This is a genomic window from Pseudomonas sp. QC2 (assembly GCF_002859085.1).
GTDB lineage: Bacteria > Pseudomonadota > Gammaproteobacteria > Pseudomonadales > Pseudomonadaceae > Aquipseudomonas > Aquipseudomonas petroselini.
On the sequence record NZ_PKKS01000003.1, the window covers coordinates 447,857 to 470,550 of the forward strand.

23 protein-coding genes, 1 tRNA gene and 2 pseudogenes are annotated in these 22,694 nt (G+C 59.4%); 15 read left to right on the forward strand and 11 right to left on the reverse strand.

What is annotated here, in order from left to right:
- Positions 1–51: 51 nt before the first annotated feature.
- The 4 genes from QCBJ_RS03575 to QCBJ_RS03590 form a co-directional block, all read right to left on the reverse strand.
- Positions 52–456, reverse strand: coding sequence for an META domain-containing protein (locus QCBJ_RS03575; protein ID WP_064055409.1), 405 nt, complete (start codon positions 454–456; stop codon positions 52–54).
- Positions 453–893, reverse strand: coding sequence for a hypothetical protein (locus tag QCBJ_RS03580; protein WP_046035510.1), 441 nt, complete (start codon positions 891–893; stop codon positions 453–455). Before QCBJ_RS03580 ends, QCBJ_RS03575 begins: the two co-directional genes overlap by 4 nt.
- Positions 894–964: 71 nt before the next feature.
- Positions 965–1,954 carry a 2-hydroxyacid dehydrogenase gene (locus tag QCBJ_RS03585; RefSeq protein WP_102060144.1) on the reverse strand — a complete coding sequence of 330 codons (990 nt, stop codon included), beginning with the start codon at positions 1,952–1,954 and terminating at the stop codon, positions 965–967.
- A gap of 91 nt (positions 1,955–2,045) precedes the next feature.
- The gene (locus QCBJ_RS03590) at positions 2,046–4,799 is read right to left on the reverse strand and encodes a response regulator (RefSeq protein WP_046035508.1); all 2,754 of its coding nucleotides are present in this window, start codon (positions 4,797–4,799) and stop codon (positions 2,046–2,048) included.
- A gap of 231 nt (positions 4,800–5,030) precedes the next feature.
- Here QCBJ_RS03590 and QCBJ_RS03595 point away from each other — a divergent pair.
- Positions 5,031–5,215 (forward strand): annotated as a pseudogene (locus tag QCBJ_RS03595) (helix-turn-helix domain-containing protein); the annotation flags it as partial.
- 16 nt (positions 5,216–5,231) lie between these two features.
- On the opposite strand, the gene QCBJ_RS03600 reads toward QCBJ_RS03595, so the two are convergent.
- Positions 5,232–5,747: a DUF2062 domain-containing protein gene (locus QCBJ_RS03600; RefSeq protein WP_012724913.1), complete on the reverse strand. Its 516-nt coding sequence runs from the start codon at positions 5,745–5,747 to the stop codon at positions 5,232–5,234.
- 135 nt (positions 5,748–5,882) lie between these two features.
- On the opposite strand from QCBJ_RS03600, the gene QCBJ_RS03605 reads away from it, so the two are divergent.
- The 8 genes from QCBJ_RS03605 to murB all read left to right on the forward strand — a co-directional run bounded on the left by QCBJ_RS03605 (position 5,883) and on the right by murB (position 12,713).
- Complete coding sequence (locus QCBJ_RS03605; protein WP_102060145.1) at positions 5,883–8,108, forward strand: DNA internalization-related competence protein ComEC/Rec2; 2,226 nt, start codon at positions 5,883–5,885, stop codon at positions 8,106–8,108.
- A gap of 83 nt (positions 8,109–8,191) precedes the next feature.
- Positions 8,192–8,827 (forward strand): MotA/TolQ/ExbB proton channel family protein, encoded by a 636-nt coding sequence (locus tag QCBJ_RS03610; protein ID WP_012724911.1) that lies wholly within the window; start codon positions 8,192–8,194, stop codon positions 8,825–8,827.
- Positions 8,824–9,252 (forward strand): biopolymer transporter ExbD, encoded by a 429-nt coding sequence (locus QCBJ_RS03615; RefSeq protein WP_012724910.1) that lies wholly within the window; start codon positions 8,824–8,826, stop codon positions 9,250–9,252. Before QCBJ_RS03610 ends, QCBJ_RS03615 begins: the two co-directional genes overlap by 4 nt.
- Entirely contained in the window at positions 9,252–10,262 is a 1,011-nt protein-coding gene (gene lpxK, locus QCBJ_RS03620; protein ID WP_102060146.1) for a tetraacyldisaccharide 4'-kinase, read from the forward strand. Before QCBJ_RS03615 ends, lpxK begins: the two co-directional genes overlap by 1 nt.
- Before the next feature lie 24 nt (positions 10,263–10,286).
- Positions 10,287–10,472: a Trm112 family protein gene (locus tag QCBJ_RS03625; protein WP_003174668.1), complete on the forward strand. Its 186-nt coding sequence runs from the start codon at positions 10,287–10,289 to the stop codon at positions 10,470–10,472.
- Complete coding sequence (gene kdsB, locus QCBJ_RS03630) at positions 10,469–11,233, forward strand: 3-deoxy-manno-octulosonate cytidylyltransferase (RefSeq protein ID WP_064055417.1); 765 nt, start codon at positions 10,469–10,471, stop codon at positions 11,231–11,233. Before QCBJ_RS03625 ends, kdsB begins: the two co-directional genes overlap by 4 nt.
- Positions 11,233–11,697, forward strand: coding sequence for a low molecular weight protein-tyrosine-phosphatase (locus tag QCBJ_RS03635; RefSeq protein WP_012724907.1), 465 nt, complete (start codon positions 11,233–11,235; stop codon positions 11,695–11,697). Before kdsB ends, QCBJ_RS03635 begins: the two co-directional genes overlap by 1 nt.
- Positions 11,694–12,713 carry a UDP-N-acetylmuramate dehydrogenase gene (gene murB, locus QCBJ_RS03640; RefSeq protein WP_102060147.1) on the forward strand — a complete coding sequence of 340 codons (1,020 nt, stop codon included), beginning with the start codon at positions 11,694–11,696 and terminating at the stop codon, positions 12,711–12,713. Before QCBJ_RS03635 ends, murB begins: the two co-directional genes overlap by 4 nt.
- 76 nt (positions 12,714–12,789) lie before the next feature.
- On the opposite strand, the gene QCBJ_RS03645 is transcribed toward murB, so the two are convergent.
- On the reverse strand, positions 12,790–13,461 hold the full coding sequence (locus QCBJ_RS03645; protein ID WP_003174664.1) for a Bax inhibitor-1/YccA family protein: 672 nt from the start codon (positions 13,459–13,461) through the stop codon (positions 12,790–12,792).
- 152 nt (positions 13,462–13,613) lie between these two features.
- Between QCBJ_RS03645 and QCBJ_RS03650 the strand changes: the two genes are divergently transcribed.
- Positions 13,614–13,704, forward strand: a tRNA-Ser gene (locus QCBJ_RS03650).
- Positions 13,705–14,171: 467 nt separating this feature from the next.
- Here QCBJ_RS03650 and QCBJ_RS03655 read toward each other — a convergent pair.
- The 3 genes from QCBJ_RS03655 to QCBJ_RS03670 form a co-directional block, all read right to left on the reverse strand.
- Positions 14,172–14,987, reverse strand: a complete 816-nt coding sequence (locus tag QCBJ_RS03655) for a hypothetical protein (RefSeq protein ID WP_102060148.1) — start codon at positions 14,985–14,987, stop codon at positions 14,172–14,174.
- A 69-nt stretch (positions 14,988–15,056) separates the two neighbouring features.
- Positions 15,057–15,506 (reverse strand): hypothetical protein, encoded by a 450-nt coding sequence (locus QCBJ_RS03660; protein ID WP_080943311.1) that lies wholly within the window; start codon positions 15,504–15,506, stop codon positions 15,057–15,059.
- Between the two features lie 867 nt (positions 15,507–16,373).
- Positions 16,374–17,243: a GyrI-like domain-containing protein gene (locus QCBJ_RS03670; protein WP_102060149.1), complete on the reverse strand. Its 870-nt coding sequence runs from the start codon at positions 17,241–17,243 to the stop codon at positions 16,374–16,376.
- 522 nt (positions 17,244–17,765) lie between these two features.
- On the opposite strand from QCBJ_RS03670, the gene QCBJ_RS30280 reads away from it, so the two are divergent.
- Entirely contained in the window at positions 17,766–18,263 is a 498-nt protein-coding gene (locus QCBJ_RS30280) for a hypothetical protein (RefSeq protein WP_256581449.1), read from the forward strand.
- Positions 18,264–18,367: 104 nt separating this feature from the next.
- Positions 18,368–18,520: pseudogene (locus tag QCBJ_RS30285) on the forward strand (IS5/IS1182 family transposase); the annotation flags it as partial.
- A gap of 57 nt (positions 18,521–18,577) precedes the next feature.
- Here QCBJ_RS30285 and QCBJ_RS03680 read toward each other — a convergent pair.
- Both QCBJ_RS03680 and QCBJ_RS30290 read right to left on the reverse strand, forming a co-directional pair.
- Positions 18,578–19,450 (reverse strand): sensor domain-containing diguanylate cyclase, encoded by an 873-nt coding sequence (locus QCBJ_RS03680; RefSeq protein ID WP_102060150.1) that lies wholly within the window; start codon positions 19,448–19,450, stop codon positions 18,578–18,580.
- A 111-nt stretch (positions 19,451–19,561) separates the two neighbouring features.
- Positions 19,562–19,957 carry a glycine zipper domain-containing protein gene (locus QCBJ_RS30290; RefSeq protein ID WP_370636064.1) on the reverse strand — a complete coding sequence of 132 codons (396 nt, stop codon included), beginning with the start codon at positions 19,955–19,957 and terminating at the stop codon, positions 19,562–19,564.
- A gap of 513 nt (positions 19,958–20,470) precedes the next feature.
- Between QCBJ_RS30290 and QCBJ_RS03690 the strand changes: the two genes are divergently transcribed.
- From QCBJ_RS03690 to QCBJ_RS03700, 3 genes are all read left to right on the forward strand, one after another.
- A complete protein-coding gene (locus tag QCBJ_RS03690; RefSeq protein ID WP_177410643.1) occupies positions 20,471–20,788 on the forward strand; it encodes a hypothetical protein in 318 nt (105 codons plus the stop codon).
- Between the two features lie 517 nt (positions 20,789–21,305).
- The gene (locus tag QCBJ_RS03695) at positions 21,306–22,019 is read left to right on the forward strand and encodes a hypothetical protein (protein WP_371916649.1); all 714 of its coding nucleotides are present in this window, start codon (positions 21,306–21,308) and stop codon (positions 22,017–22,019) included.
- Between the two features lie 178 nt (positions 22,020–22,197).
- Entirely contained in the window at positions 22,198–22,467 is a 270-nt protein-coding gene (locus QCBJ_RS03700; protein WP_012724893.1) for a hypothetical protein, read from the forward strand.
- Positions 22,468–22,694 lie beyond the last annotated feature (227 nt).

The window sequence follows — 22,694 nt, forward strand, 5'->3', positions numbered from 1 at the left end:
GGGCTTGCCCCCTCCCACATTTAGCTTCCATCAATCCATAGATTGGGAACATCAGCCTTCTTCGAGCCACAGGCGAATCGGCTTGCCTTCGGCCGGCCAGAACCGCGTCTGTTCGATCGGCGAGATGTCCCAGCGCTGCACGCCTTGCAGGGCCTGGAAGAAGCGGTGTTCCTGTTCCATCAGGGCTTCGCCGCAGAGTTTGCGAGTGCTGCCGATCTTGCCGAAGCTGAGCGTGTCGCCCTCCAGGGTGTACGGCGCAAACCAATGGTTGCAGCCGCCATTGCCGTAGGCGCGGCCATCGGCGCCGAGGGTGACGGTCAGGTGCGCGTAATCCATCAGCGGCCGTTCGCCAATCCATTCCACCACGTAGCTGTGATCCTGCTTGAGCTTGACCGAGTCCCCGGCACAGCCCGTCAAGGCCGCACCGACGGCGGCGAGCAGAAGCAGGCCTTTCATTGTGCGGCCTTCTGGCATTTAGGGCAGCGGTGCTTGTCGCCCTCGCTGGCCCAGCCCAACTCGGCGATCCGCGCATTGGCGGCCGGTTGCAGCGGCGCTTTGGTCAGCTTGGTTTCCACCGCAAATTCGAACTCCAACACCGCATCGCAGCTGTCGCAGTTGACCTTCCAGGTGTGAATCTCCAACTCGCCGAACTTCGGCCCCTGGGCCATCGCGACCCACTGGCCCGCCGGGCGGATGGAGTAGCGCGCGTCACCTTCGACGGTGAGGCGCATCGACAGGGTTTTACTGCCGCGCAGGGTGACGATCAGCACGTCGCCATGCTTGATCGAACCACCGTTGCCAGTCACCTGGTAACGGCCCGGCACCAGGGCGCGGCATTCGATCAGGGTGTGTTGCGGGCTCAGCAAACTGAAGCGGAAATCGTGTTCGGCCATGGATCCTCCAAATAGGCGCGGCATCCTATCACGGGTGCCGGCTCATCATGAGCCTGGTATGTGACCGCTGATCATCCTTCGACCAGGTTCTGCGCCCGGCCCTCGGCCCAGGCGACAATGTTGGCCAACGTGGTACCGGCGATGGCCGCCAGGGCTTCGCGGGTGAGAAACGCCTGGTGGGCGGTGATGATCACAGTGGGGAAGGTCAGCAGGCGCGCGAGGACGTCGTCCTGCAGGGGCAGGTCGGAGCGGTCCTCGAAAAACAGCTGCGCTTCTTCCTCATACACATCCAGCCCGAGGTAGCCGAGTTGGCCGTCCTTGAGCGCCTCGATCAGCGCCGGGGTGTCGACCAGCCCGCCGCGGCCGGTGTTGATCAGCATCGCGCCGGGCTGCATCTGCGCCAGCGAGCGGGCGTTGATCACATGTTTGCTGTCGGCAGTGAGCGGGCAGTGCAGGCTGATGATCTGCGCCTGGGCCAGCAATTCGGGCAGGGTTACGTAGCGTGCGCCCAGGGCCTCGACCTGCGGATTGGGGACGGGGTCATAGGCGAGCAGTTGGCAACCGAAGCCGGCCATGATCTTGGCGAAGGTGGCGCCGATCTGGCCGGTACCGACCACGCCGACGGTCTTGCCCACCAGGTCGAAACCGGTGAGGCCATGCAGGCTGAAATCACCATCGCGGGTGCGGTTGTAGGCGCGGTGCAGGCGGCGGTTAAGCGCGAGGATCAGCGCGACCGCGTGTTCGGCCACCGCGTGGGGCGAATAGGCCGGCACGCGCACGATGGTCAGGCCCAGGCGCTTGGCGGCGGTCAGGTCCACATGGTTGTAGCCCGCCGAGCGCAGGGCGATCAGCCGCGTGCCGCCCTTGGTCAACAGTTCCAGCACCGGGGCGCTGAGGTCGTCGTTGATAAACGCGCACACCACTTCGTGGTGTTCGGCCAGGGCCACGGTGTCGAGGTTGAGCCGGGCGGGCTGGAACTGCAGCGCCAGGCCTGGCGGCAGCGGCTCGCCGAGAAAGCTGTCGCGGTCGTAGGTTTGGCTGCTGAAAAAAATGACGCGCATCAAAAAGCTCCCTGCAATTAATCCGTCGCAAACGCTGATCAATGGTGGGAGGGGGCTTGCTCCCACATTGACCAAAGCCCATAAAATGTATTCAGGCGTTAACCCGCGCTTCACTCGCCAGCCGGGCAATGGCCATGTCCAGCTCGTCCAGCGCGTGCTGGGCCTTGGCGTCGTCCTGCTTGAGCAGGGTTTCGGCGCGGTGGCAGGCGGCGCGCAGTTGCGGTACGCCGCAGTAACGGGTCGCGCCGTGCAGGCGGTGCACACGTTCGATCAGGGCGCTGTTGTCGTTGGCGTCGCGGGCAATGGTGATGGCCAGGCGATCGGCCTCCAGGGAGGCCAGCAACATGGCGAGCATATCCGCCGCCAGGTCAGCCTTGCCGGCGGCCAGGCGCAAGCCTTCTTCATGATCCAGCACCGGCAGTTGCACGCCGGGGCCGAGACCGTCGGTGGCGCGTTCCGGGCCTTGATTGCGCAGGGCCAGGCCGGTCCATTTCAACACCACCTGGGCCAGTTGCCGCTCGCTGATGGGTTTGGTCAGGTAATCGTCCATGCCGCTTTGCAGCAAGGCGCGTTTTTCGTTAGCCATGGCGTGGGCGGTAAGGGCAACCACCGGCAATGGCGTGCCGCTGCGCTCGCTTTCCCACTGGCGGATCGCCTCGGTGCTTTGGCGGCCGTCCATGCCGGGCATCTGCACGTCCATCAGCACCAGGTCGAAGGTGTCCTGTTTCACCGCGTCGATGGCTGCATACCCGCTTTCCACCGCACGCACCCGTGCGCCCATGTCTTCCAACAGGGTCTGCACCAGCAGCAGGTTCGCCGGGTTGTCGTCCACGCACAGCACGCGCGGCGCCCGGCTGGAGAGCGGCTCGCCCGGTTCGCTGCGCGACGGGCGTGGGCTGATCAGGTCGGACAACGCACGGCGCAGTTTGCGCGTGCACGCCGGCTTGGCCTGCAACTGGCTGTTGGGGTTGGGCACCGATTGGTTGAACAGCATCTGTTCGGTGGTGGGGCACAGCACCAGCACTTTGCAGCCCAGGTGTTCAAGGTCCCACAAGTGCTGGTTGAGGCGCTCGGGCGGGATGTCATTGGCGGTCACGCCGAGGACCGCGAGGTCAATCGCCTGGTCGGTTTGGTGGGCGCTGGTGATGCCGTTGGTCAGGCTTTCAAGGCTGGTGAACGGCGTGACTTCCAGGCCGCAGTCTTCCAGTTGATGCTGCAGCGCCTGGCGCGCCAGCTCGTGGTTTTCCAGCACGGCCACGCGATGGCCCAGCAGCGGCGCGGACGGCAGGTCTTCGACGTCGTCACGGGTCTTGGGCAGGTTCAGGCTGATCCAGAACTCCGAGCCTTCGCCCGGCGTACTGTCGACGCCGATTTCACCGCCCATCTGCTCGATCAGGCGCTTGGAGATCACCAACCCCAACCCGGTGCCGCCGGGCTGGCGCGACAGTGAGTTGTCGGCCTGGCTGAAGGCCTGGAACAGCGCGCGCACGTCCTGGCTGGACAGGCCGATGCCGGTGTCTTGCACGCTGATGCGCAATTGCACGCTGTCTTCCTGCTCGTCCTCGATCATCGCCCGGGCGACGATGGTGCCTTCGCGGGTGAACTTGATCGCGTTGCTGATCAGGTTGGTGAGGATCTGTTTGAGGCGCAGCGGGTCGCCCACCAGCGCCAGCGGCGTGTCGCGGTAGACCAGGCTCACCAGTTCCAGCTGCTTGGCATGCGCGGCGGGGGCAAGGATGGTCAGGGTGTCTTGCAGCAAGTCCCGCAGGTTGAACGGGATGCTGTCGAGCACCAGCTTGCCGGCTTCGATTTTCGAGAAATCGAGGATTTCGTTGATGATGCCCAGCAGGTTGTCGGCGGATTTTTCGATGGTGCCCAGGTAATCGAGCTGGCGCGGCGTGAGTTCGCTCTTCTGTAGCAAGTGGGTAAAGCCGAGGATGCCGTTGAGCGGCGTGCGGATCTCGTGGCTCATGTTGGCCAGGAACTCCGACTTGATGCGGCTGGCCTCCAGGGCCTCCTTGCGCGCCAGGTCCAGCTCGATGTTCTGGATCTCGATGGTTTCCAGGTTCTGGCGCACGTCTTCGGTGGCCTGGTCGATGCTGTGTTGCAGTTCTTCTTGGGCATTCTGCAGGGTCTCGGCCATGCGGTTGATGCCTGAGGCGAGCTGGTCGAGTTCCTGGCTGCCCAGCGGTGGCAAGCGGGTTTCCAGGTTGCCGTCCTTGAGTTGGGCCACGGCTTGCTTGATCTGGCCGATCGGTGAGTTGATCGTACGGCTGATGCGCAAGGCCAGCGCCGCGGTGCAGATCAGGCCGATGGCGATCAGCAGCAGGCTGGCGAACAGGCTGCGATAGCCACGCAACAGCATGCCATTGTGGGACAGTTCCACCTCGACCCAGCCCAGCAGGCGATCGGCCTCATCCGGGATCAGGTCGCCGGCGAGGTTGCGATGGCGGCCAAACACCGGCAGCAAGTAGCGGGTGGCGTCATTGCCGGTGCGCTGCAGCAGGTGGGAACTGTTGCCGATCGGCGGCTGGTTGAGCATGGTCGGGCCGGCATGCGCGAGCGATGCGCGGTCCGGGCTGAGGAATGACACGGCGCGAACGTCCGGCTGCTCCAGGGACTGGGTGGCGATGCGCTCCAGCAGGTCGGTGTTGCGAGCGCTCAGGGCGGGCGCCACCAGCGGGGCCAACTGCTCGGCGATCATTTCGCCGCGTTGCAGCAGTTGGGTCTGCAGTTCGGAGAGCTGCATCCAGGTGAAATAGCCCCCCAACAGCGAGGCCATCAGGCTGGTCGGTAATAACGTCAGCAACAGTACGCGGCCTTTTATCCCCATTCTTGTCAGCACGCCACTCTCCTGCTACCACATTGATATCTACGGAATTGCGCGGGCATCCGGCCCGCGCCACCTGCGCAGTGTAGCCATTTGCGCGGTGAGGAATCTTGCAAATTAATGACAGATGGCAATCTTCAAGCCAATTGGCGTCCGGCGGCGATTGGCCGCGGCGGGGGAATATTGAGTAATCAGCCATTAAGAATGACTGGCAGAGACTAATGAATCCCGCAGCAGTCCGCCTACCTGCATCGCAACAGCGAAGAAGTGCTCAGCAAAGCCTTTCTATATCAGCACGTGCTGCAACGCGGTTATGCCTCCATGACAGCAGCCTCGGCATGCACATCAGCCAGACCCGCCGTAAGCTCAAGGCCATCGGCTACACCGAGCGCGAAGTGCGCAGGGTGTGGGGCAAGGGTTGCGCGTGCAGTTGCGCTTGCGGGCCTGCTAGGCGCGGCGTTGTTTGCGCTTTTTCCACTGATGGGCAACCCACCAGCGCCAATAGCCCATGGTCAGGCAGTAGGCGAGGGCGCCCAGCACCAGCCCCAACACCACTGAACCGAGCAGGAACGGCTGCCATAAGGTGCTCAGTTGGCCGCTGATCCATTCCCAGGTCAGGTCATCGGGCAGGCTGCGGGGCGGCACATTCATCAGCCAGGCGCCGGTCATGTAGGTGCAGATAAAGACCACCGGCATGGTAATCGGGTTCGTCAGCCATACCAGGCTGACCGCGATGGGCATATTGCCGCGCACCGTGATCGCCAGGACCGCCGCCAGCAGCATCTGCAAAGGAATCGGGATAAAGGCCGCGAACAAACCCACGGCCATTGCGCGTGCGACCGAGTGGCGGTTGAGGTGCCAGAGGTTCGGGTCATGCAGCAACGTGCCGAGAAACTGTAATGACTTGTGTTCCCGGATACTGCTGGGATCAGGCATGTACCGTTTGAATAAGCGCCGGGGCATAAGGGGTCCAGGTCAGTTCGAGGGGCAAGTATGCCCGCATTCTATAAACAGAAAATTCAGACTTTGTGACAAAACATCATAGGCCGCGCTGGGTGCTCGGCTAAGACTGAGTGGATCACTTGAAAAGGATGATTCATGAGGACAGGGATGTTCGCGTTTGCGCTGGGGCTGCTGGCCTTGCGTTTTCTACCGGCATTGCCGGCAACCGGCTGGCTGATCGCCCTGCTGGTGCTGGCGTTGATGCTGTTGCCGTTTCGCACTTACCCCTTGGCGTTTTTCCTGCTGGGGCTGAGTTGGGCGTGCATCAGCGCACAGTGGGCCCTGGATGACCGCCTGCGGCCAGCGTTGGACGGCCAGACGCGTTGGGTGGAAGGGTGGGTCACCGGTCTGCCGCAACAGACGGGCGAGGGCGTGCGTTTCGTACTGACCGACAGCCGGTCACGTAACGCGCGGTTGCCTACGCGCATCCGGGTGTCCTGGCGTGGCGGGCCGCCGGTGCGCAGCGGTGAACGCTGGCGCCTGGCGATCACCCTCAAGCGACCGGCCGGGTTGCTGAATTTCCACGGTTTTGATCAGGAAGCCTGGCTGCTGGCCCAGCGGATTGGCGCCACCGGTACGGTGAAGGACGGCGAGCGTCTGGCACATGCCCGTCACGCCTGGCGCGACAGCGTGCGCCAGCGCCTGATGGTGGTGGATGCCCAGGGCCGGGAAGCCGGCCTGATGGCCCTGGTATTGGGCGATGGTTCCGGATTGGCCGCTACCGATTGGCAGGTGTTGCAGGACACCGGCACCGTGCATCTGCTGGTCATTTCCGGCCAGCACATCGGTTTGCTCGCAGGCTTGATCTACGGGTTGATCGCCGGGTTGGCGCGCTACGGCTGCTGGCCGCGAACCTGGCCGTGGCTGCCCTGGGCGTGCGGCCTGGCGTTCAGCGCCGCGTTGGGTTACGGCGTGCTGGCAGGGTTTGGCGTGCCGGTGCAGCGCGCCTGCGTGATGGTCGGGTTGGTGTTGTTGTGGCGCTTGCGCTTCCGGCATCTGGGGCTGTGGTGGCCATTGCTGCTGGCACTCAATGCGGTGCTGGTCCTGGAGCCGTTGGCCAGCCTGCAGCCAGGGTTCTGGCTGTCGTTTGCGGCGGTGGCTGTGCTGGTCCTGGCGTTTGGCGGACGGCTGGGACCGTGGAGCCTTTGGCAGGCGTGGACCCGCCCGCAGTGGTTGATTGCCATCGGGTTGTTTCCGGTCTTGCTGGTGCTGGGGCTGCCTATCAGCCTCAGCGCACCGTTCGCTAATCTGGTTGCGGTGCCCTGGATTAGCCTGGTGGTATTGCCGCTGGCGTTGCTGGGGACCGCGTTGCTGCCGCTGCCGTGGGTGGGTGATGGATTGCTGTGGCTGGCGGGCGGTGCGCTGGACGGCTTGTTCAACGGCTTGGCGTGGCTGGCCGGGTACATGCCTGCCTGGATCCCGGCCGAGGTGCCGCTGGGCTACTGGCTGGTGAGTCTGCTCGGTGCGGTGCTGCTCCTGCTGCCCAAGGGCGTGCCGTTTCGGCTGCTGGGCTGGCCGATGCTGTTACTGGCGGTGTTTCCGCCGCAAGAACGGGTGCCCCATGGGCAGGTGGAGGTCGTGCAGCTGGACGTCGGGCAGGGACAGTCGCTGATTTTGCGCACGCGTCACCACACTTTGCTGTATGACGCCGGTCCACGCTCCGGAACCTTTGACCTGGGCGCCCGCGTGGTGTTGCCGTCGTTGCGAAAGCTTGGGGTAGCGGCCTTGGACCTGATGCTGCTCAGCCACGCCGACGCCGATCATGCCGGTGGTGCGGCAGCGATTGCCAAGGGCCTGCCGATCAAGCGCGTGGTGGGTGGAGAAACCGACCGGCTGCCGGCGTTTCTCGGCACCCGGCCGTGCATCAGTGGCGAGCGCTGGACCTGGGACGGCGTGACGTTCGAACTCTGGCAGTGGCCTGGCGCCATCAGTGGCAATCCGAAGTCTTGCGTGTTGCAGGTGCAGGCCAATGGCGAGCGCCTGCTGCTGACCGGCGACATTGACCGCGCCGCCGAACAGGCCATGCTCGCTTCCCCGCTGGCGGTGCCCACTGAATGGTTGCAAGCGCCGCACCATGGCAGTCGCAGTTCTTCGTCGTGGGCGTTTCTGGAGCGCCTCGCCCCTGTTTCCGTGCTTATTTCACGGGGGCGGGGTAATGCGTTCGGCCATCCGCATCCCCAGGTGATGGCGCGCTACCAGCGGTTGGGCAGCCAGGTGTATGACAGTGCCGAGCAGGGTGCTGTGCGCGTGCAATTGGGCGCTTTCGCACCACCGGTTGTTGCGCGCAGTCAACGCAGGTTCTGGCGCGAGCGGTTACCTTAGGCTCTGGCAGCCGCGGCCGATGGGGTCTGTGGCCGACGAACCTATATGGTAAAGTGGCGCACTTTTTCGAGGGGACATTCACTGTGTGGGAATTGGTCAAATCCGGCGGCTGGATGATGTTGCCGATCATCATGAGCTCTATCGCCGCACTCGGCATCGTCGCCGAACGCCTGTGGACCCTGCGTGCCAGTCGCGTTACCCCCGAGCATCTGCTGGGGCAGGTCTGGTCCTGGATCAAGAACAAGCAGTTGGACAAGGACAAACTCAAGGAGCTGCGCGCCAATTCACCGTTGGGTGAAATCCTCGCCGCCGGCCTGGCCAACTCCAAACATGGTCGCGAGATCATGAAAGAGTGCATCGAAGAGGCCGCCGCGCGCGTCATCCATGAACTGGAGCGCTACATCAACGCCCTCGGCACCATCGCCGCCATGGCGCCATTGCTCGGTTTGCTGGGTACGGTACTGGGCATGATCGATATTTTCAGCTCGTTCATGGGCTCCGGCATGACTACCAACGCGGCCGTGCTGGCCGGCGGTATTTCCAAGGCGCTGATCACCACGGCAGCAGGCCTGATGGTGGGTATTCCTTCGGTATTCTTCCACCGTTTCCTGCAGCGTCGCATTGATGAACTGGTGGTGGGTATGGAACAGGAAGCCATCAAACTGGTGGAAGTGGTGCAGGGCGACCGTGACGTGGATCTGGTTGGGGGCAAAGCGTGAAATTTCGCCGCAAGCAACGGGAAAATGTCGATATCAACCTCGCGTCGCTGATCGACGTGGTGTTTATCCTGCTGCTGTTTTTTGTCGTCACCACCACCTTCACCCGACAAACCGAGCTGCGCGTCGACCTGCCGGAAGCCGTGAGCGGCTCGCCGGCCGAAGACCAGGAAGTCAAGCAACTGGACATCGCCATCAGCGCTGACGGGGTGTTTTCGGTGAACAATCAGTTGCTCGAGAAAAACGACCTCGCCAGCCTGATGGATGCGTTGCAGAAAGAGTCCGGCGGTGACACCCAGCGGCCGTTGTCCATCAGCGCCGATGGCAAGACCCAGCACCAAGCCGTGATCACTGCGATGGATGCCGCCGGCAAGCTCGGCTTCAGCCATCTGCGCATGACCACCGTCGAGGCGGCGAGCCCACCCTGATGGCCATGTCCGATCGTTTGCTCAAGGCCTGGTACGAAGGCCATCCGGCACTCGCACTGTTGCGGCCGCTGGAATCTCTGTATCGCCGGGTGGTGCAACGCAAGCGCGCACGCTTCCTGGCGGGTGAGGGCGAGATCTATCAATCGCCGGTGCCGGTGGTGGTGGTCGGGAATATCACCGTGGGGGGCACGGGCAAGACGCCTTTGATCCTCTGGTTGATCGAGCACTGCCGACGCAGTGGCTTGCGCGTGGGCGTAGTCAGTCGCGGTTATGGCGCTAAGCCACCACAGTTGCCGTGGCGGGTCGAAGCCAGCCACAGCGCTGACGTGGCAGGTGACGAACCTTTGTTGATTGTGCAGCGCTGCGGTGTACCGCTAATGATCGATCCCGATCGCAGCCGTGCGGTCAAGGCGCTGCTGGCCAGTGAAACCCTGGACCTCATTCTCTCCGACGACGGCCTGCAGCATTACCGCCTGGCCCGTGACCTTGAACTGGTGCTGATCGACGCCGCCCGTGGCCTGGGCAACCGCCGTTGCCTGCCGGCAGGGCCGTTGCGCGAACCGGTGGAGCGGCTGCAGAGTGTCGACGCGCTGCTCTATAACGGCGCCGCCAGCGACCGCGAGGACGGTTTTGCCTTTCGCTTGCAGCCCGCCGCGCTGGTCAATCTACAGACCGGCGAGCGCCAGCCGGTCGATCATTTTGCACCGGGCCAGCAAGTGCATGCGGTCGCCGGCATCGGCAACCCGCAACGTTTCTTCAATACCCTTGAAACGCTACACTGGCAGCCGATACCCCATGCGTTTGCCGACCACGCGCCATACAGTGCCGAGGTCTTGAATTTTACGCCGTCATTGCCGCTGGTCATGACCGAGAAGGACGCGGTGAAGTGCCGCGCCTTTGCCCAGCCCGACTGGTGGTACCTTGCGGTGGATGCACTGCCGTCGCCGGCGTTCGTCGCCTGGTTCGACACGCAGTTGATGCGTCTGTTGCCTGCCCGTCTCTTGCCTTAAACCGCTTCTTTCCAGGAAACACTCATGGACACCAAACTGCTCGATATCCTCGCTTGCCCGATCTGCAAAGGCCCGCTCAAGCTCAGCGCCGACAAAACCGAGCTGATCAGCAAAGGCGCCGGCCTGGCTTACCCGATCCGTGATGGCATCCCGGTGATGCTCGAAAGCGAAGCCCGCACCCTGACCACCGATGAGCGCCTGGATAAATGACCACAGCCTTTACCGTTGTCATTCCCTCCCGCTATGCGTCGACCCGCCTGCCGGGCAAGCCGCTGCAACTGATCGGCGACAAGCCGATGATCCAGCTGGTGTGGGAACAGGCCTGCAAAAGCAGCGCCGAGCGCGTGGTGGTGGCCACCGATGACCCGCGTATCATTGAAGCCTGCCAAGGCTTCGGCGCCGAAGCCGTACTGACGCGTGAAGATCACAACTCCGGCACCGATCGCCTGGCCGAAGTCGCCACAAAACTTGGCCTCGCGCCCGATGCCATCGTGGTCAATGTGCAGGGTGACGAGCCGTTGATCCCGCCGAGCGTGATCGACCAGGTAGCCGCCAACCTGGCAGCCCATGGCGAAGCCCGCATGGCGACCCTGGCCGAGCCGATCGAAGACATCGCGACCCTGTTCAACCCGAACGTGGTGAAGGTGGTCAGCGACATCAACGGCCTGGCGCTGACATTCAGCCGTTCGACCTTGCCATGGGCCCGCGATGCGTTTGCCAGGCAACCTGATGTGTTGCCGGAAGGCGTGCCCTACCGCCGCCATATCGGCATATACGCCTACCGCGCCGGTTTCCTGCATGATTTCGTCAGCTGGGGCCCGTGCTGGTTGGAAAACACCGAATCCCTGGAGCAACTGCGGGCGCTGTGGCACGGCGTGCGCATCCACGTTGGCGATGCGCTGGAAGCGCCGCCGGCCGGTGTCGACACCCCGGAAGACCTTGAGCGCGTCCGTCGCCTGCTGGGGGCCTGATGGAGGTCCTGTTTGTCTGCCTGGGCAATATCTGTCGCTCGCCCACCGCAGAAGGCGTACTGCGCCATAAATTGCGTGAAGCGGGGCTGGCGGGGCAGGTCGACGTAGCGTCCGCCGGTACCGGCGAATGGCATATCGGCAACCCGCCGGACCCACGCAGCCAGCGTGCGGCGTTGGTGCGTGGCTACGATCTGTCGGCCCAGCGGGCCCAGCAGGTCTCGCGCGCCGACTTTGCGCGCTATGACCTGATCCTGGCCATGGACCACAGCAACCTGCGCAACCTCAAGGCCATGCAGCCGGCGCAGGGCAAGGCGGAGCTGGACCTGTTCCTGCGCCGCTACGAGGCTGAAGTGGACGAAGTCCCCGACCCGTATTACGAAGGTGAACAAGGCTTCGAACGGGTCCTGGACTTGATCGAACGTGCCTGTGATTTATTGGTGATCGAATTGAAGGGGCGGTTATGACCTTGCAGGTGCTTGCGCAGGTATCGCTCAAGCCATTCAACAGCTTTGGCATTGACGTACGTGCCCGGCTATTCGCCGAGGCCCACAGCGACGACGACGTCCGTGAGGCCCTGGCCTATTCAGCTGCGCAGGCGGTGCCATTGCTGGTGATCGGCGGTGGCAGCAACTTGCTGCTGACCCAGGACATCCAGGCGTTGGTGCTGCGCATGGCCACCAAAGGCATCCGTGTGCTGCACGATGACGGCACGCAGGTGGTGGTCGAAGCCGAGGCGGGTGAAGCCTGGCACCCGTTCGTGCTGTGGACCCTGGAACAGGGGTTCTGCGGCCTGGAAAACCTCAGTCTGATCCCCGGCACCGTTGGCGCGGCCCCCATGCAGAACATCGGCGCCTACGGTGTGGAGATCAAGGATGTGTTCGTCGGCCTCACCGCCCTGGACCGACACACTGGCGAACTGCGCGACTTCAGCCTGGAAGAATGCAACTTCGCCTACCGTGACAGCCTGTTCAAGCACGAGACCGGGCGCTGGCTGATCCTGAGGGTGCGTTTTGCCCTGAGTCGCGCCAGCCACCTCACACTCGACTACGGCCCGGTGCAGCAGCGCCTGGCAACCCAGGGCATCACCGACGCGACGCCGAGCGATGTCAGCCGGGCCATCTGCAGCATCCGTCGGGAAAAACTCCCGGACCCGGCAGAGCTGGGCAATGCCGGGAGTTTCTTCAAAAATCCATTGGTGTCCCAGGCGCTGGCGGCTGAACTGCAGGCGCTGTATCCGGACCTGGTGGCATACCCACAGGCCGATGGGCAGATGAAGCTCGCGGCCGGCTGGCTGATCGACAAGGCCGGCTGGAAGGGCTTTCGTGAGGGGGATGCCGGGGTGCACACGCTGCAGGCACTGGTGCTGGTCAACTACGGCGGTGCCACCGGGCACGATATCGCCAACCTGGCCCAGCGTATCCAGCGCGACATTGCAGAGCGTTTCAAGGTAGACCTGGAAATGGAGCCCAACCAGTACTGATCGGCTGCTCTCGATACGTAAGAAACAAAAATGCCCCGTATCTTTCGATGCGGGGCATTTTTTATTGCGCTAGCGATCAGTCGTCGCGGCTCATGATGCCGAAGATCTGCAACAGGCTGATGAACAGGTTGTAGATCGACACATACAGGCTGACAGTCGCCATGATGTAGTTACGCTCACCGCCGTGGATGATCGCACTGGTCTGGAACAGGATGCACACCGAGGAGAACAGCACAAAACCCGCGCTGATCGCCAGTTGCAGACCGCTGATCTGGAAGAACATGCCTGCGACCACGGCCGCCAGCAGCACGAAGAAGCCCGCGGTGATGAAGCCGCCCAGGAAGCTCATGTCCTTACGGGTGATCAACACGTAGGCCGACAGACCACCAAACACCAGGGCCGTCATGGCAAACGCCGAACTGACCACTTCCGCCCCACCGGCCATGCCGAGGTAGCGGTTGAGGATCGGGCCGAGGATAAAGCCCATGAAACCGGTCAAGGCAAACGCCGACACCAGGCCCCACGCCGAGTCACGCAGCTTGTTGGTCAGGAAGAACAGACCATAGAAGCCGATCAGCACGACAAAGATATTCGGGTAGCCGACGCGCATCTGCTGCGCCACGAACGCCATCACGCCGCTGAAGGCGAGGGTAAGGGCGAGCAAGCCATAGGTGTTGCGCAACACGCGGCTGACTTCAAGCTGCTCAGCCTGCGCGTTGCCATTCACTGCGTAATTCTGTTCGCGCATGGCGACACTCCTTCGGTTTTGAAACGTTCAGTCGCAAAGATCATAACAGACGCTCTGTAACAAGCGATGGCGAGAGTTTGACAGTGTGTTTCATTCGGGTATTATGGCGCCCGCTGAGACGGGATGGGCTATTATAATCTCGTGATGCACAAGGGAAATTGGCAGAGTGGTTGAATGCACCGGTCTTGAAAACCGGCGGACGTTAATAGCGTCTCCAGGGTTCGAATCCCTGGTTTCCCGCCAAACACATAAAGAAATCCCGCGAGCCGGAGGCTTTGCGGGATTTTTTTTGCCTGCAGTTTGTTGGCTACCTACTGATGTGTTGGCATTAAGTGGGACGTGTTGGGCCGACGGGGTAGGGTGGGTTACTGAAATTGACAGGCGAATGGGGCTTCGCCATGCTGCAAGCGTTTCGCGGGTGTTGAGGCGGAATACCTGCAATGATCGGCCTAGCGGCGCCCAGCGCGTCGGCTGTGCGGCATCTTTCGGCGTCCTGACTTCTGAGACGGTAGCGCAGCCAGACAGTGACATGCGCTAAGTTGAGGTTGTAGCCAAATGTTCGCGTCATTAGCACGGCTTTCCAGTGGCTTTCACGTGCATCAATCTCTTGCGGCATGGAGTGAAGGTCGGCGATCTCCAGCAGAGTAAACCGGAAATCCTGCTGACGCTCCACTTCAACGCCCAACTCCTGCACCAGTGCTTTGGGCTGGTCAGACCGTCGAAAGAGCAATCGCTTTTTCTAAGACGGCCTGTAACATCTGCTCCGGTGATTGTTCCTTGTTGAAGAAGTTCGGTGACAATTTATCAGCGTCGTTTTCAGTCGATTGCCGGAGAAGGGCGACCGGCCCCGATTGTCCTAACTGCTCTTGGTAAAGACTTTTTATACTGTCCCTAAAACCATCAGGGTATGCCGCTTTTTCGACCCCTGGAAGATCATCGAAATAGTCCATGATGCCTTTGAAGATTTCACTGTTGTCTCCGCCGTTCGTTATAGTGGCGTACAACTTGGAAAAATATGTTTCATCCTGCTTACTAAGCTCCCCATAAGCGGCATATCGTTCTGCATCCGTATAGGTTCCTGAATCATCATAAACAATATTGCTTAGCCCGTTTCGGGCCATACCTTCAAATGGGTTTGGAAGTTTTTCGGGAGGGAGTTTAGAAAGCCCAATTGCGTAATCCAGTGATTGCTGACCTAACGCCAAACGGGCAGGGTCGTCTGTTTTGGGAAGTAGATCCTCATTATTAAGATTCCCGCCAGCAATCCGCTGCCCGAAATTGTACATATCGCTCTGACCTTTTGCATATTGTCCTTTTAAATCCCTATTGGACATAGAGGCTTGTTTGTCATCAGCCTTACTTAATGCGTACAGTGCCCGTGCAGAATCGGAGATTGTGACGGTCTCCGTCGTCTTGAGGGCGGCATCCCCTGAAGGTAAATTTACAGGGTTGGACGAAGGAAGCTTCTCTTGTGTAGAAACCTTTGCCTGTGTACTTGCTTGATACGATTTAATCGAAATGTCCATGGTGATACTCCATACGCTGAAGATGGCTCGAGAGCTATCTTCAGCTAGGGTTCCTATACAAATGTCGGATTATTTGATTTCAAATTCGACAGTGTAGTTATAGGGAGGCGCTGATTGAATTGCTGTGATATTTGCATTGCAAGTAGCGTTATCGAAACCAGTGCTAGTGCCCATTTTAGTCCAGCTAGGGGCTTTAGTCGTTGGATTGACTTGGTGGCTTGCTGCAAAACGACATTTCTTATTACCTGACGTATAGACGAACCGCATTCCTGAAACCGTATCCGCGACACTGGTCAGGGCAAATGTTGTCGTTGCAGACGGCAGAATAGTACTTGGGGTGGGGGCTACACTCCCTGAAAAGTACTCGAAAGTGTACGCGGCTGGACCGGTCGTAGAGTTCTTCACCTTCACGGTGACGATGGTGCCTGCTTGGGCAGATGCAATCATAGAGGCGAATAGAGTTGCTGCCCCGAACAGTTTAGCGAATCTCATAAATATCCCTTTAATTTTGATAATCACTATAACTCTTGTCCTTCCGCGTTTCGGTAAGCACCTTAACTACAAGTGCCTTCTTGATGCAGAAGGATAGTAGCTTTAGGTCATACATCCATGACGCGAAAGCATTTTCCCTCGTCTTGTATAGAAAAGACAGCAAGACTCAACCTCTATAGCGGCAGGTAACCAGAATTCTTTAAGCCAAGGGTTGCTGTTTTTGACACATCGGATGGATAAAGATTTCACAACCTGCAGAAACTAACACATATCCAGCCTGCAACCCTTCAATTTCAATAGCTTGCGCAGTGGTTCTGGTTGCCGCTACCGGCTATCACGCTAGTCATAGTACATAGGTTGAGTGACTCATTTTCGCCACTGCCTGTGGCGGCACCACTATGCTCTTGGGAAAGCGACTGAGCGTGATGCTGCACGACCAATACTATTTCAACGACGAGAAATATCTGGGAGACATAGGTTCTCTAGAATGACGGTTTGGCGAGCGAGAAACTCTATCGATGTATCTCTTGAGTGATGGCGAAAGAGTAGGGGTGGACTTGTTGCCCTCTGATACGCCGGTGTCCTTCAAGTTCAAGATAGAGCCAAACGTAACCTGCTCCTGGAAGAGGGAAAACCTACTTGTAGGTTTATCAGCAACCCACCTCGGTTTGTCGGAGGAAGATTATCGTCTTTTGCTATTTGACGTAGCCGCCGAAATTGTGGGGACGAAATCAAGTGACAGTCCCCATGCCAGTGCCAATCGACGCCGGATTTAGGCTCATCAATGGAATGGCTGACGGTCTACTTTTGGCCGATTGCAGCTTTTCACAAAAAGCTATCCCCGTGAACGGAGACTCGCCAACGTCAGCCACGTTCAACAAGCAGCTCGACCCGTTATTGCAACGGGACATACACGTCCGTTTTCCATTGATCCTGTGGTGTTTGCGGATACACGCTCAGGTAATGGAAGAACAGTGGCTGATCACGCAGTTCTTCGCCACTGGCAGGCAGCCAATCGCGGTAGATCGGATAGATCGATTCGCCGATGTGGTCCGGTGACCCCACGTGCCGCACTACGACGCAGCGACCGCCAGCAATGACTAGTTCGCGCACGCCGAACGCATTCGGTTCCACCGCCTCGTGAATCTCGCCGCAAATGGCGAAGCGGAATGCTTCTGCTGGCGTGGTGTCGGGGTTGCCGTAGGGAATGCCAAAGCTGCGACTCGATGCCACCGGCGACTGCCCGCTCTGCATGCGCCACTCGATGAACTTGCTCACGCTCTCATTGACGAGCCCGGGGGGGCCGCAATGTTCAAGCGCTGCGACCCGGACTTCGGGGAACTCCACGATTCGTACTTGCATGATGATAGTCCTGGAAAAATGAGGGATGGTGAACACCGCATGCCAGACCTGCCAGTTCGGCGCCTTCCTGAACGCACTCGGCGTCATACCGACCGCTCGCTTGAACGCCCTGCAAAACGCCTCGGGACTGTCGAAACCGGCACCGAGTGCCGCCTCCAGTACCGAGTGATCCGCGACGGCGGCCAAGCGATGGGCGGCGCGTCGTAGCCGCATCAGTTGCACATAACGTGAAACCGGCACGCCGACGAACGCGGTGAATTGGCGATGGAAGTGAAACGTCGAAAAATTCGCCACATGGCTCAACGTCTTCACCGACAGATCATCTTCGAGATGCTCATCAATGTAGGCGAGTACGGCGTTGAAGCGCTTTGTGTAAGCGACGTTGATCGGCGTGTCGGACACTGGTACAAGCTCCTGGAAGTACGGTCGGCAATAGCGTCGACTATAGCGAAGGTAGCCTGCCTAGCCGGGTTTGCTCAACGCGGGTTGTGGAGGGAACACCCGTAGATGAGTGACCACCCCTTTTACCCTCGCGACGTCTTCCATTGAGCATGCGTAAGTCCGTTACACGTCGCCAAGGCAGGCGCGGCGGATAGTTTCAGTTCGGCGTCATACAAGTGCACCGCACCCCACTTCATCGTGGCCGTTTGCGAAAGCGATTGTCCGCTTGCGACGCGGCACAATCAGGGTACGTGCGCAGCTTGGCTTCCCAGTAATTGCCGCATTAAATTTGTGGCTTTTCTGACGAGCTTTTACTCGTCATCTCTTTGTTTTTTTACTATTATCGTTCACCTGCGCACTCAAGGAAGAGAGGCTGAGCGCCTTGAGGCTGGTAGAAAATTCATACTCGATCATTGAACGAGTTATTGCTTTTACCCAGAACCTAACGACTCAGCCAACCATAAATACCTCTTGGTGAAACCGATGGATAAAATGTGTGGCATCGTTGTAGTGGTAGGACTTGCCCTCGCGGGATGCGCTACGAAAACCCCAGAAAAACCTGCAGTGGCTGCTCCACCTGCCGTCGTTCAGCAATCACCCTCTGAAGTCGCACCTTCGACACCAGCACACTCGCCTGCGGGATATGAGGCTGTACCTGCGAACGCCAGCACTGACGCCCCAATCGCCACCTCTGCGAAGGCCGCTCAGGCAGAATCAGAAACAAACCTTAACCAAAATCGCGCTGAGCAATGCCGTAAAGAAATCGATGTTTTAAAGCTTTATAACAAAGCGTCTTACGCTAAATACGAGGCGGAATACCAAGCCATTGCGGTCAAGACTGCCAAGTACATGGAAGTCAAAGACTCATTAGGTCCTGATTTGAACTACATGGTTATGCCCGCTTATCAATTTCAAATTCGCGAATTCTGCTTCCGGGTTAAGACTCGTCTGTCGGAGCTTGTGCTTCGCCAAGCCAAATAATGATTCCACGTCAGGGTAGGTCTTTTGCCGGTTAAGAAGCGCTGAAAAAGACTTCCCTCTCTGGTGAAATACTTGCCTCACGCGAATCGAACGGTTAAGCGCCGATGAAGCAGGCTGCCTTCGCCGATGCCGGCTATGCAGGCAAACATCAGCAGGCCCGCCGCGAGCGCTTCTTGGTCTAGAAATTGGTCTAGAAAGGTCAGGTGGTGCCCCGGAAGGGTTTGATTGCCTTGAGGGTGCTGCAGTATCCGAAAGGTGGAGATGATCTGCGGCGTATCGGTTTATGGATCAGTCGGGAAGGCAGTCGACCTCGATTAACTGCGCCCCTCAGTCGCAAATCGTTGCCGCTTTATCCGGTACATCTCCCCATCTGCCTGACTCAGCAACGTATCCGCATCCTCCCCATCCCCCGGATAAAACGCCACGCCAACACTGCAGGACGGCATCTTCACCCCGCCAAACTCAGCCCCCAGCGGCTCAGCCATGACCGCAAGTATTTGCGCCACCTTCCCGGCAACCGCATCCGGTGATTGGATATCCGTGATCATCACCGTGAATTCATCGCCGCCCATCCGGGCCACCAGGTCGGTCTCGCGCACGCAGCGCTCCAGTCGTCGTGCAATCACGCAGAGCACGCGATCACCCATGGCATGGCCATGCACGTCATTGATGCCCTTGAAGTCATTGATGTCCAGGAACAGTAACGCGAGCGTGTGGTTGTGACTGCGTGCGGTTTGCAGGGCGTGGTCCAACCGAGCATTGAACAGTGAGCGGTTGGTGAGGGCGGTCAGCGGATCATGGTGGGCGAGGAAGCGTAGTTCCTCCTCGGCCTGGGTGAGGGCGGTGATGTCTCGCGCGACACCAATTCGCGCACCCACCTCTTGGGACCAGAAGGCCGCCCACAGGATGTGCACGACGCTGCCATCCTTGCGGAGGTAACGGTTGCGGAAGTCGACATGGGGTTGCCCGTTCATGACTCGGACAATGGAGGCGCGGGTGCGCGCCAGGTCTTCAGGGTGCATGTAGTGAGTGATCAGGGTGCCTGTCAGCTCTTGCGCACGGTAGCCGAGCAGTGCCTCGCAGGCATCGCTCACGAAGACAATCTGGTTTTCGCCATCGACGACGAAGACCGTATCCAGCATCAAGTGGATCAGTTTTGGATACAGAGCTTGCAGGTCAACGGGCATGGGGCGTCGGGCGTCAGGTTCAGATGGCCTGATCATAGCCCTATCATGAAGGGGGCGGCGGGCAGTCCTGCAAATTTTTAATGCCGTTCATGCCCGTCGAGCCCCGGTTTATCAGTGGCGCTTGTTCTTATGTTTGTGCTTATTGTTGCCTCTGTGCTTTTTGCCGTCCGATCGATGACCGCTCTCATCATCCGCCAGGTTGTTGCCGAGCGCGCCACCTGCAGCACCGCCGAGACCAGCACCGATAGTTGAGCCGGTTGTGCCGCCGAGGCGATTGCCTATGAGCGATCCACCTGCAGACCCAACCCCACCCCCTATAGCGGCTTCTGCCCTATTGCCTTTCTGAGCACCGACGGCTCCACCGGCGGCACCCCCCAAGCCTGCGCCTACTGCAGCGCCCGTCGAGCCGCCAAGCTGCTGGCCTACGATATTGCCAAGTGCACCACCAACGCCGCCTCCGAGAGCGGCTGTACCGTCTCCGGCAGCCATCGCTCCTTGCGAAATCATCACGCCTAAAACCAGGGCGGGTAGTGTCATTTTCATTTTTGAACCTCTATGGGTTGTCAGCAGGCGCTCATGGGTTAAAGCACGCCTGGCATTAGGATTGAAACAAACAGTCGAAGTTCTTAAGGGGGCAATGTCCAGGCTCAAATGGTTGTAACAAGGTGTGCCGCAATAAATTCAGTCGCTTGGTCGAGAGCTAGAGCCGCGAGCCTATACAAACACGCCAAAACAATCAGGCGTCTGCGGTGCTTTTGGGGGGCTGGTTGTTCACCGTGATTGTCGGAACGTATGATCACCAAGTGCGCCTTACCTGGGCGCTGAGATTCACCCCCTTTTGAAGGACATGAGCATGCAAAAGCACTTCGGTCATTCAGGCCTGTTCAAGGCTGCTTCGTATCTGTGCAGCGAAACCCTCAGCAATGGCATCGCCAGTTGGGAGTTGAAAAACAGTGCGTTGAATACGAAGGAGTTTTTGATATGTCCAAAGAATTACTCGGAGTTTCTGCTCTAGGGTTAATGGTTATCGGCGAGTTTTGTGCAATCTACAGTGAGGTGGTAACCGCCAGGCTGGCTCAAGCCGGTGACGGCTCATGGCAGGGGTTCATTATTCCGGTGGCCGTGATGTGCTTCGCCGGGCTTTGCCTGTTGGGTGCTTATTGGCTGGGGTATCTGGCGGTCGGTGACATCTGGGTGGTCACGGTGGTTTCAGTCACCTCGTTATTGTTGCTGGAGCCTGTGGTGATCTGGGCGCTGTTCCATGAAATCCCCGGGCGAGGCGCATTGATCGGCTTTTGCCTGGGCGCCTTGGGCATGCTCGCCACGGTCTTGCTGTAGGTGCATGTTCTGGCCCGACAGAAAGGATGTCGGGCCGGTTCACCCGTGTGTCACAGGCAATACCTTCCACCGCCGCGCCTGCGGTTGAGTTTTAAAGCGGTAATACCTAGCTCAGCAAAAAAGCTGTGCCACCGAAAGCAGGCAAATTACCTGAACAACCATTTGTGCTCGAATTGGATGTTTCATTGCCGTCACCCTCAAGTACAGTTGCTGGTGAGTATGCCGGGGGCGATGTAGGCAACCGTGTCAGGCCGTTAAAAGGTTGAAATGCCACCCTGAATCGCCGACAACACACGCAACTGTTACAAGCAGTATAGACCCTGGAAAAAATATTCGTCACGGATACGTCTTTTCGCCGTCCCGGCGGTCTCTGCTTACAACTATCTCCCCACCAGCATTGCACTTTTTGGGATTTCTCGGCTCTATCCTTGTCCCAGCCCCGCCGATCCCCGCGTGGGCAGATGAACCAGATCGGGTGCCGATGGATCGCACGTTTACTTGTTTGCACATTCGACGGATGCGCCGCCCCTTGCTGCTGGCCGCCGCGTTAATGCTCTGTGCCAGCGGTTGCAGCCAGCAACAGGGCCGGGATATCGCCAAGCAGTTCAGCAATGGCAAACCCGATGAGTTCTTCCAGACCAGTGTCGATCGCATGGCAACGCTGGGCATGCGTGACAATCTGCAAAGCCTGTATTTGCTGATGAATAAGCTCTATCTGCGAAACCCCAGCCAGTGGCGTCAGTCGGGTTACCCGGATGCTGTGAGCGCGGCCCGCGAGATTCGCCAGGCTATCGAGCAACGTCGAACCCTTCCGGCGCTGGGGGAGCGTCGTGACCTGGCGGCACTGAGTTACTCCTTGAGCCCTGAATTCAAAGGTGACCGGGTCGGGGCGTTTATCTATGCCATCGGCAGCATGATCGTGACCGCTCACGGTGGCCGTACCGAGTTCTACATCACTGACGCGATCAATCCTGAATTCGTCAGCAACGCCGCGCGTAACATCGAGAAGGCCACCTGGCTGCTGAGCAAGCGCCAGGATGCGAATGGCGTGCTGTTGTTGTTTTCCAATGAGATCTCGGAGGAGGGCAGCAACCTCAGTTTCGCGGTGGAGTTCGGCAAGATTGTTGCGCGCCTCGACTTGCTGACCCAGATGCTCGATGAGCGCTATCGACGCATAGGCCTCAACTACGCCCAGAGTTTATTGCTGATGAATTTCCTGCCCGTGCAATGACCGTTTGACGGGCACGCGACAACGTCAGCACAACGCTTGAACCTGTGGCCTCATTGAGTGATCGGTGCGGTATTTCTCTTTCTTCTGTAGGACGCGGCCTATCTTGCTTCCCTGTGCTTGAAACACCCTGCGGTCATCAATAGCCTCGGATTTTTCCGAAAAATGGAGGCCATGCACCATGGGTAAGCTAAAAACGGTTTGGCCTACGGATCGCGAAATACGTTTGCGCTTTATTCTGTTTGCCGTGATCGATGTAGCGAGTGTCCAGGGTGTTTCCTCCGAGTTATTACTGCCCGCACACAAACTGCTGCGTGAATCGCCGACGCAGATGCAACTGCTCGATGCGTTGAGCGAGATCCTGGCGGCGGATGAGATGTACGGTTTCCGCCTCCCGCCAGGGTCGGAAGCGGAGGAACTGATGCAAACGTTGAAGGAAACTGAACGCTAGGTACGCCCGGTTAGATCGTTTATTTCCATAAGATAGGTCGAGATTGCGCAATCGAATATCCATCGCGTCGGTCTGTCTCGTTTGACAGTCATGACATACGTAATAGCGCCGAAATACTCGTTATCACAACGTTTGCAGCTGTTTTCTTCAACTAAGTTTCCCTGTGAACATCCATTCCTGCTGCTCTGCCGCCGTCTTGCGCCACCGCCTGGCGTCTCTAGAATCGG

Excerpts from the sequence above, each read along its gene's own strand:
- QCBJ_RS03575 (WP_064055409.1), bottom strand. The coding sequence starts at position 456 with ATGAAAGGCCTGCTTCTGCTCGCCGCCGTCGGTGCGGCCTTGACGGGC.
- QCBJ_RS03580 (WP_046035510.1), bottom strand. The coding sequence starts at position 893 with ATGGCCGAACACGATTTCCGCTTCAGTTTGCTGAGCCCGCAACACACC.
- QCBJ_RS03585 (WP_102060144.1), bottom strand. The coding sequence starts at position 1,954 with ATGCGCGTCATTTTTTTCAGCAGCCAAACCTACGACCGCGACAGCTTT.
- QCBJ_RS03600 (WP_012724913.1), bottom strand. The coding sequence starts at position 5,747 with ATGCCCCGGCGCTTATTCAAACGGTACATGCCTGATCCCAGCAGTATC.
- QCBJ_RS03605 (WP_102060145.1), top strand. The coding sequence starts at position 5,883 with ATGAGGACAGGGATGTTCGCGTTTGCGCTGGGGCTGCTGGCCTTGCGT.
- lpxK (WP_102060146.1), top strand. The coding sequence starts at position 9,252 with ATGGCCATGTCCGATCGTTTGCTCAAGGCCTGGTACGAAGGCCATCCG.
- QCBJ_RS03625 (WP_003174668.1), top strand. The coding sequence starts at position 10,287 with ATGGACACCAAACTGCTCGATATCCTCGCTTGCCCGATCTGCAAAGGC.
- kdsB (WP_064055417.1), top strand. The coding sequence starts at position 10,469 with ATGACCACAGCCTTTACCGTTGTCATTCCCTCCCGCTATGCGTCGACC.
- QCBJ_RS03635 (WP_012724907.1), top strand. The coding sequence starts at position 11,233 with ATGGAGGTCCTGTTTGTCTGCCTGGGCAATATCTGTCGCTCGCCCACC.
- murB (WP_102060147.1), top strand. The coding sequence starts at position 11,694 with ATGACCTTGCAGGTGCTTGCGCAGGTATCGCTCAAGCCATTCAACAGC.
- QCBJ_RS03645 (WP_003174664.1), bottom strand. The coding sequence starts at position 13,461 with ATGCGCGAACAGAATTACGCAGTGAATGGCAACGCGCAGGCTGAGCAG.
- QCBJ_RS03655 (WP_102060148.1), bottom strand. The coding sequence starts at position 14,987 with ATGGACATTTCGATTAAATCGTATCAAGCAAGTACACAGGCAAAGGTT.
- QCBJ_RS30280 (WP_256581449.1), top strand. The coding sequence starts at position 17,766 with ATGGATAAAATGTGTGGCATCGTTGTAGTGGTAGGACTTGCCCTCGCG.
- QCBJ_RS03680 (WP_102060150.1), bottom strand. The coding sequence starts at position 19,450 with ATGCCCGTTGACCTGCAAGCTCTGTATCCAAAACTGATCCACTTGATG.
- QCBJ_RS30290 (WP_370636064.1), bottom strand. The coding sequence starts at position 19,957 with ATGATTTCGCAAGGAGCGATGGCTGCCGGAGACGGTACAGCCGCTCTC.
- QCBJ_RS03690 (WP_177410643.1), top strand. The coding sequence starts at position 20,471 with ATGGTTATCGGCGAGTTTTGTGCAATCTACAGTGAGGTGGTAACCGCC.
- QCBJ_RS03695 (WP_371916649.1), top strand. The coding sequence starts at position 21,306 with ATGCGCCGCCCCTTGCTGCTGGCCGCCGCGTTAATGCTCTGTGCCAGC.
- QCBJ_RS03700 (WP_012724893.1), top strand. The coding sequence starts at position 22,198 with ATGGGTAAGCTAAAAACGGTTTGGCCTACGGATCGCGAAATACGTTTG.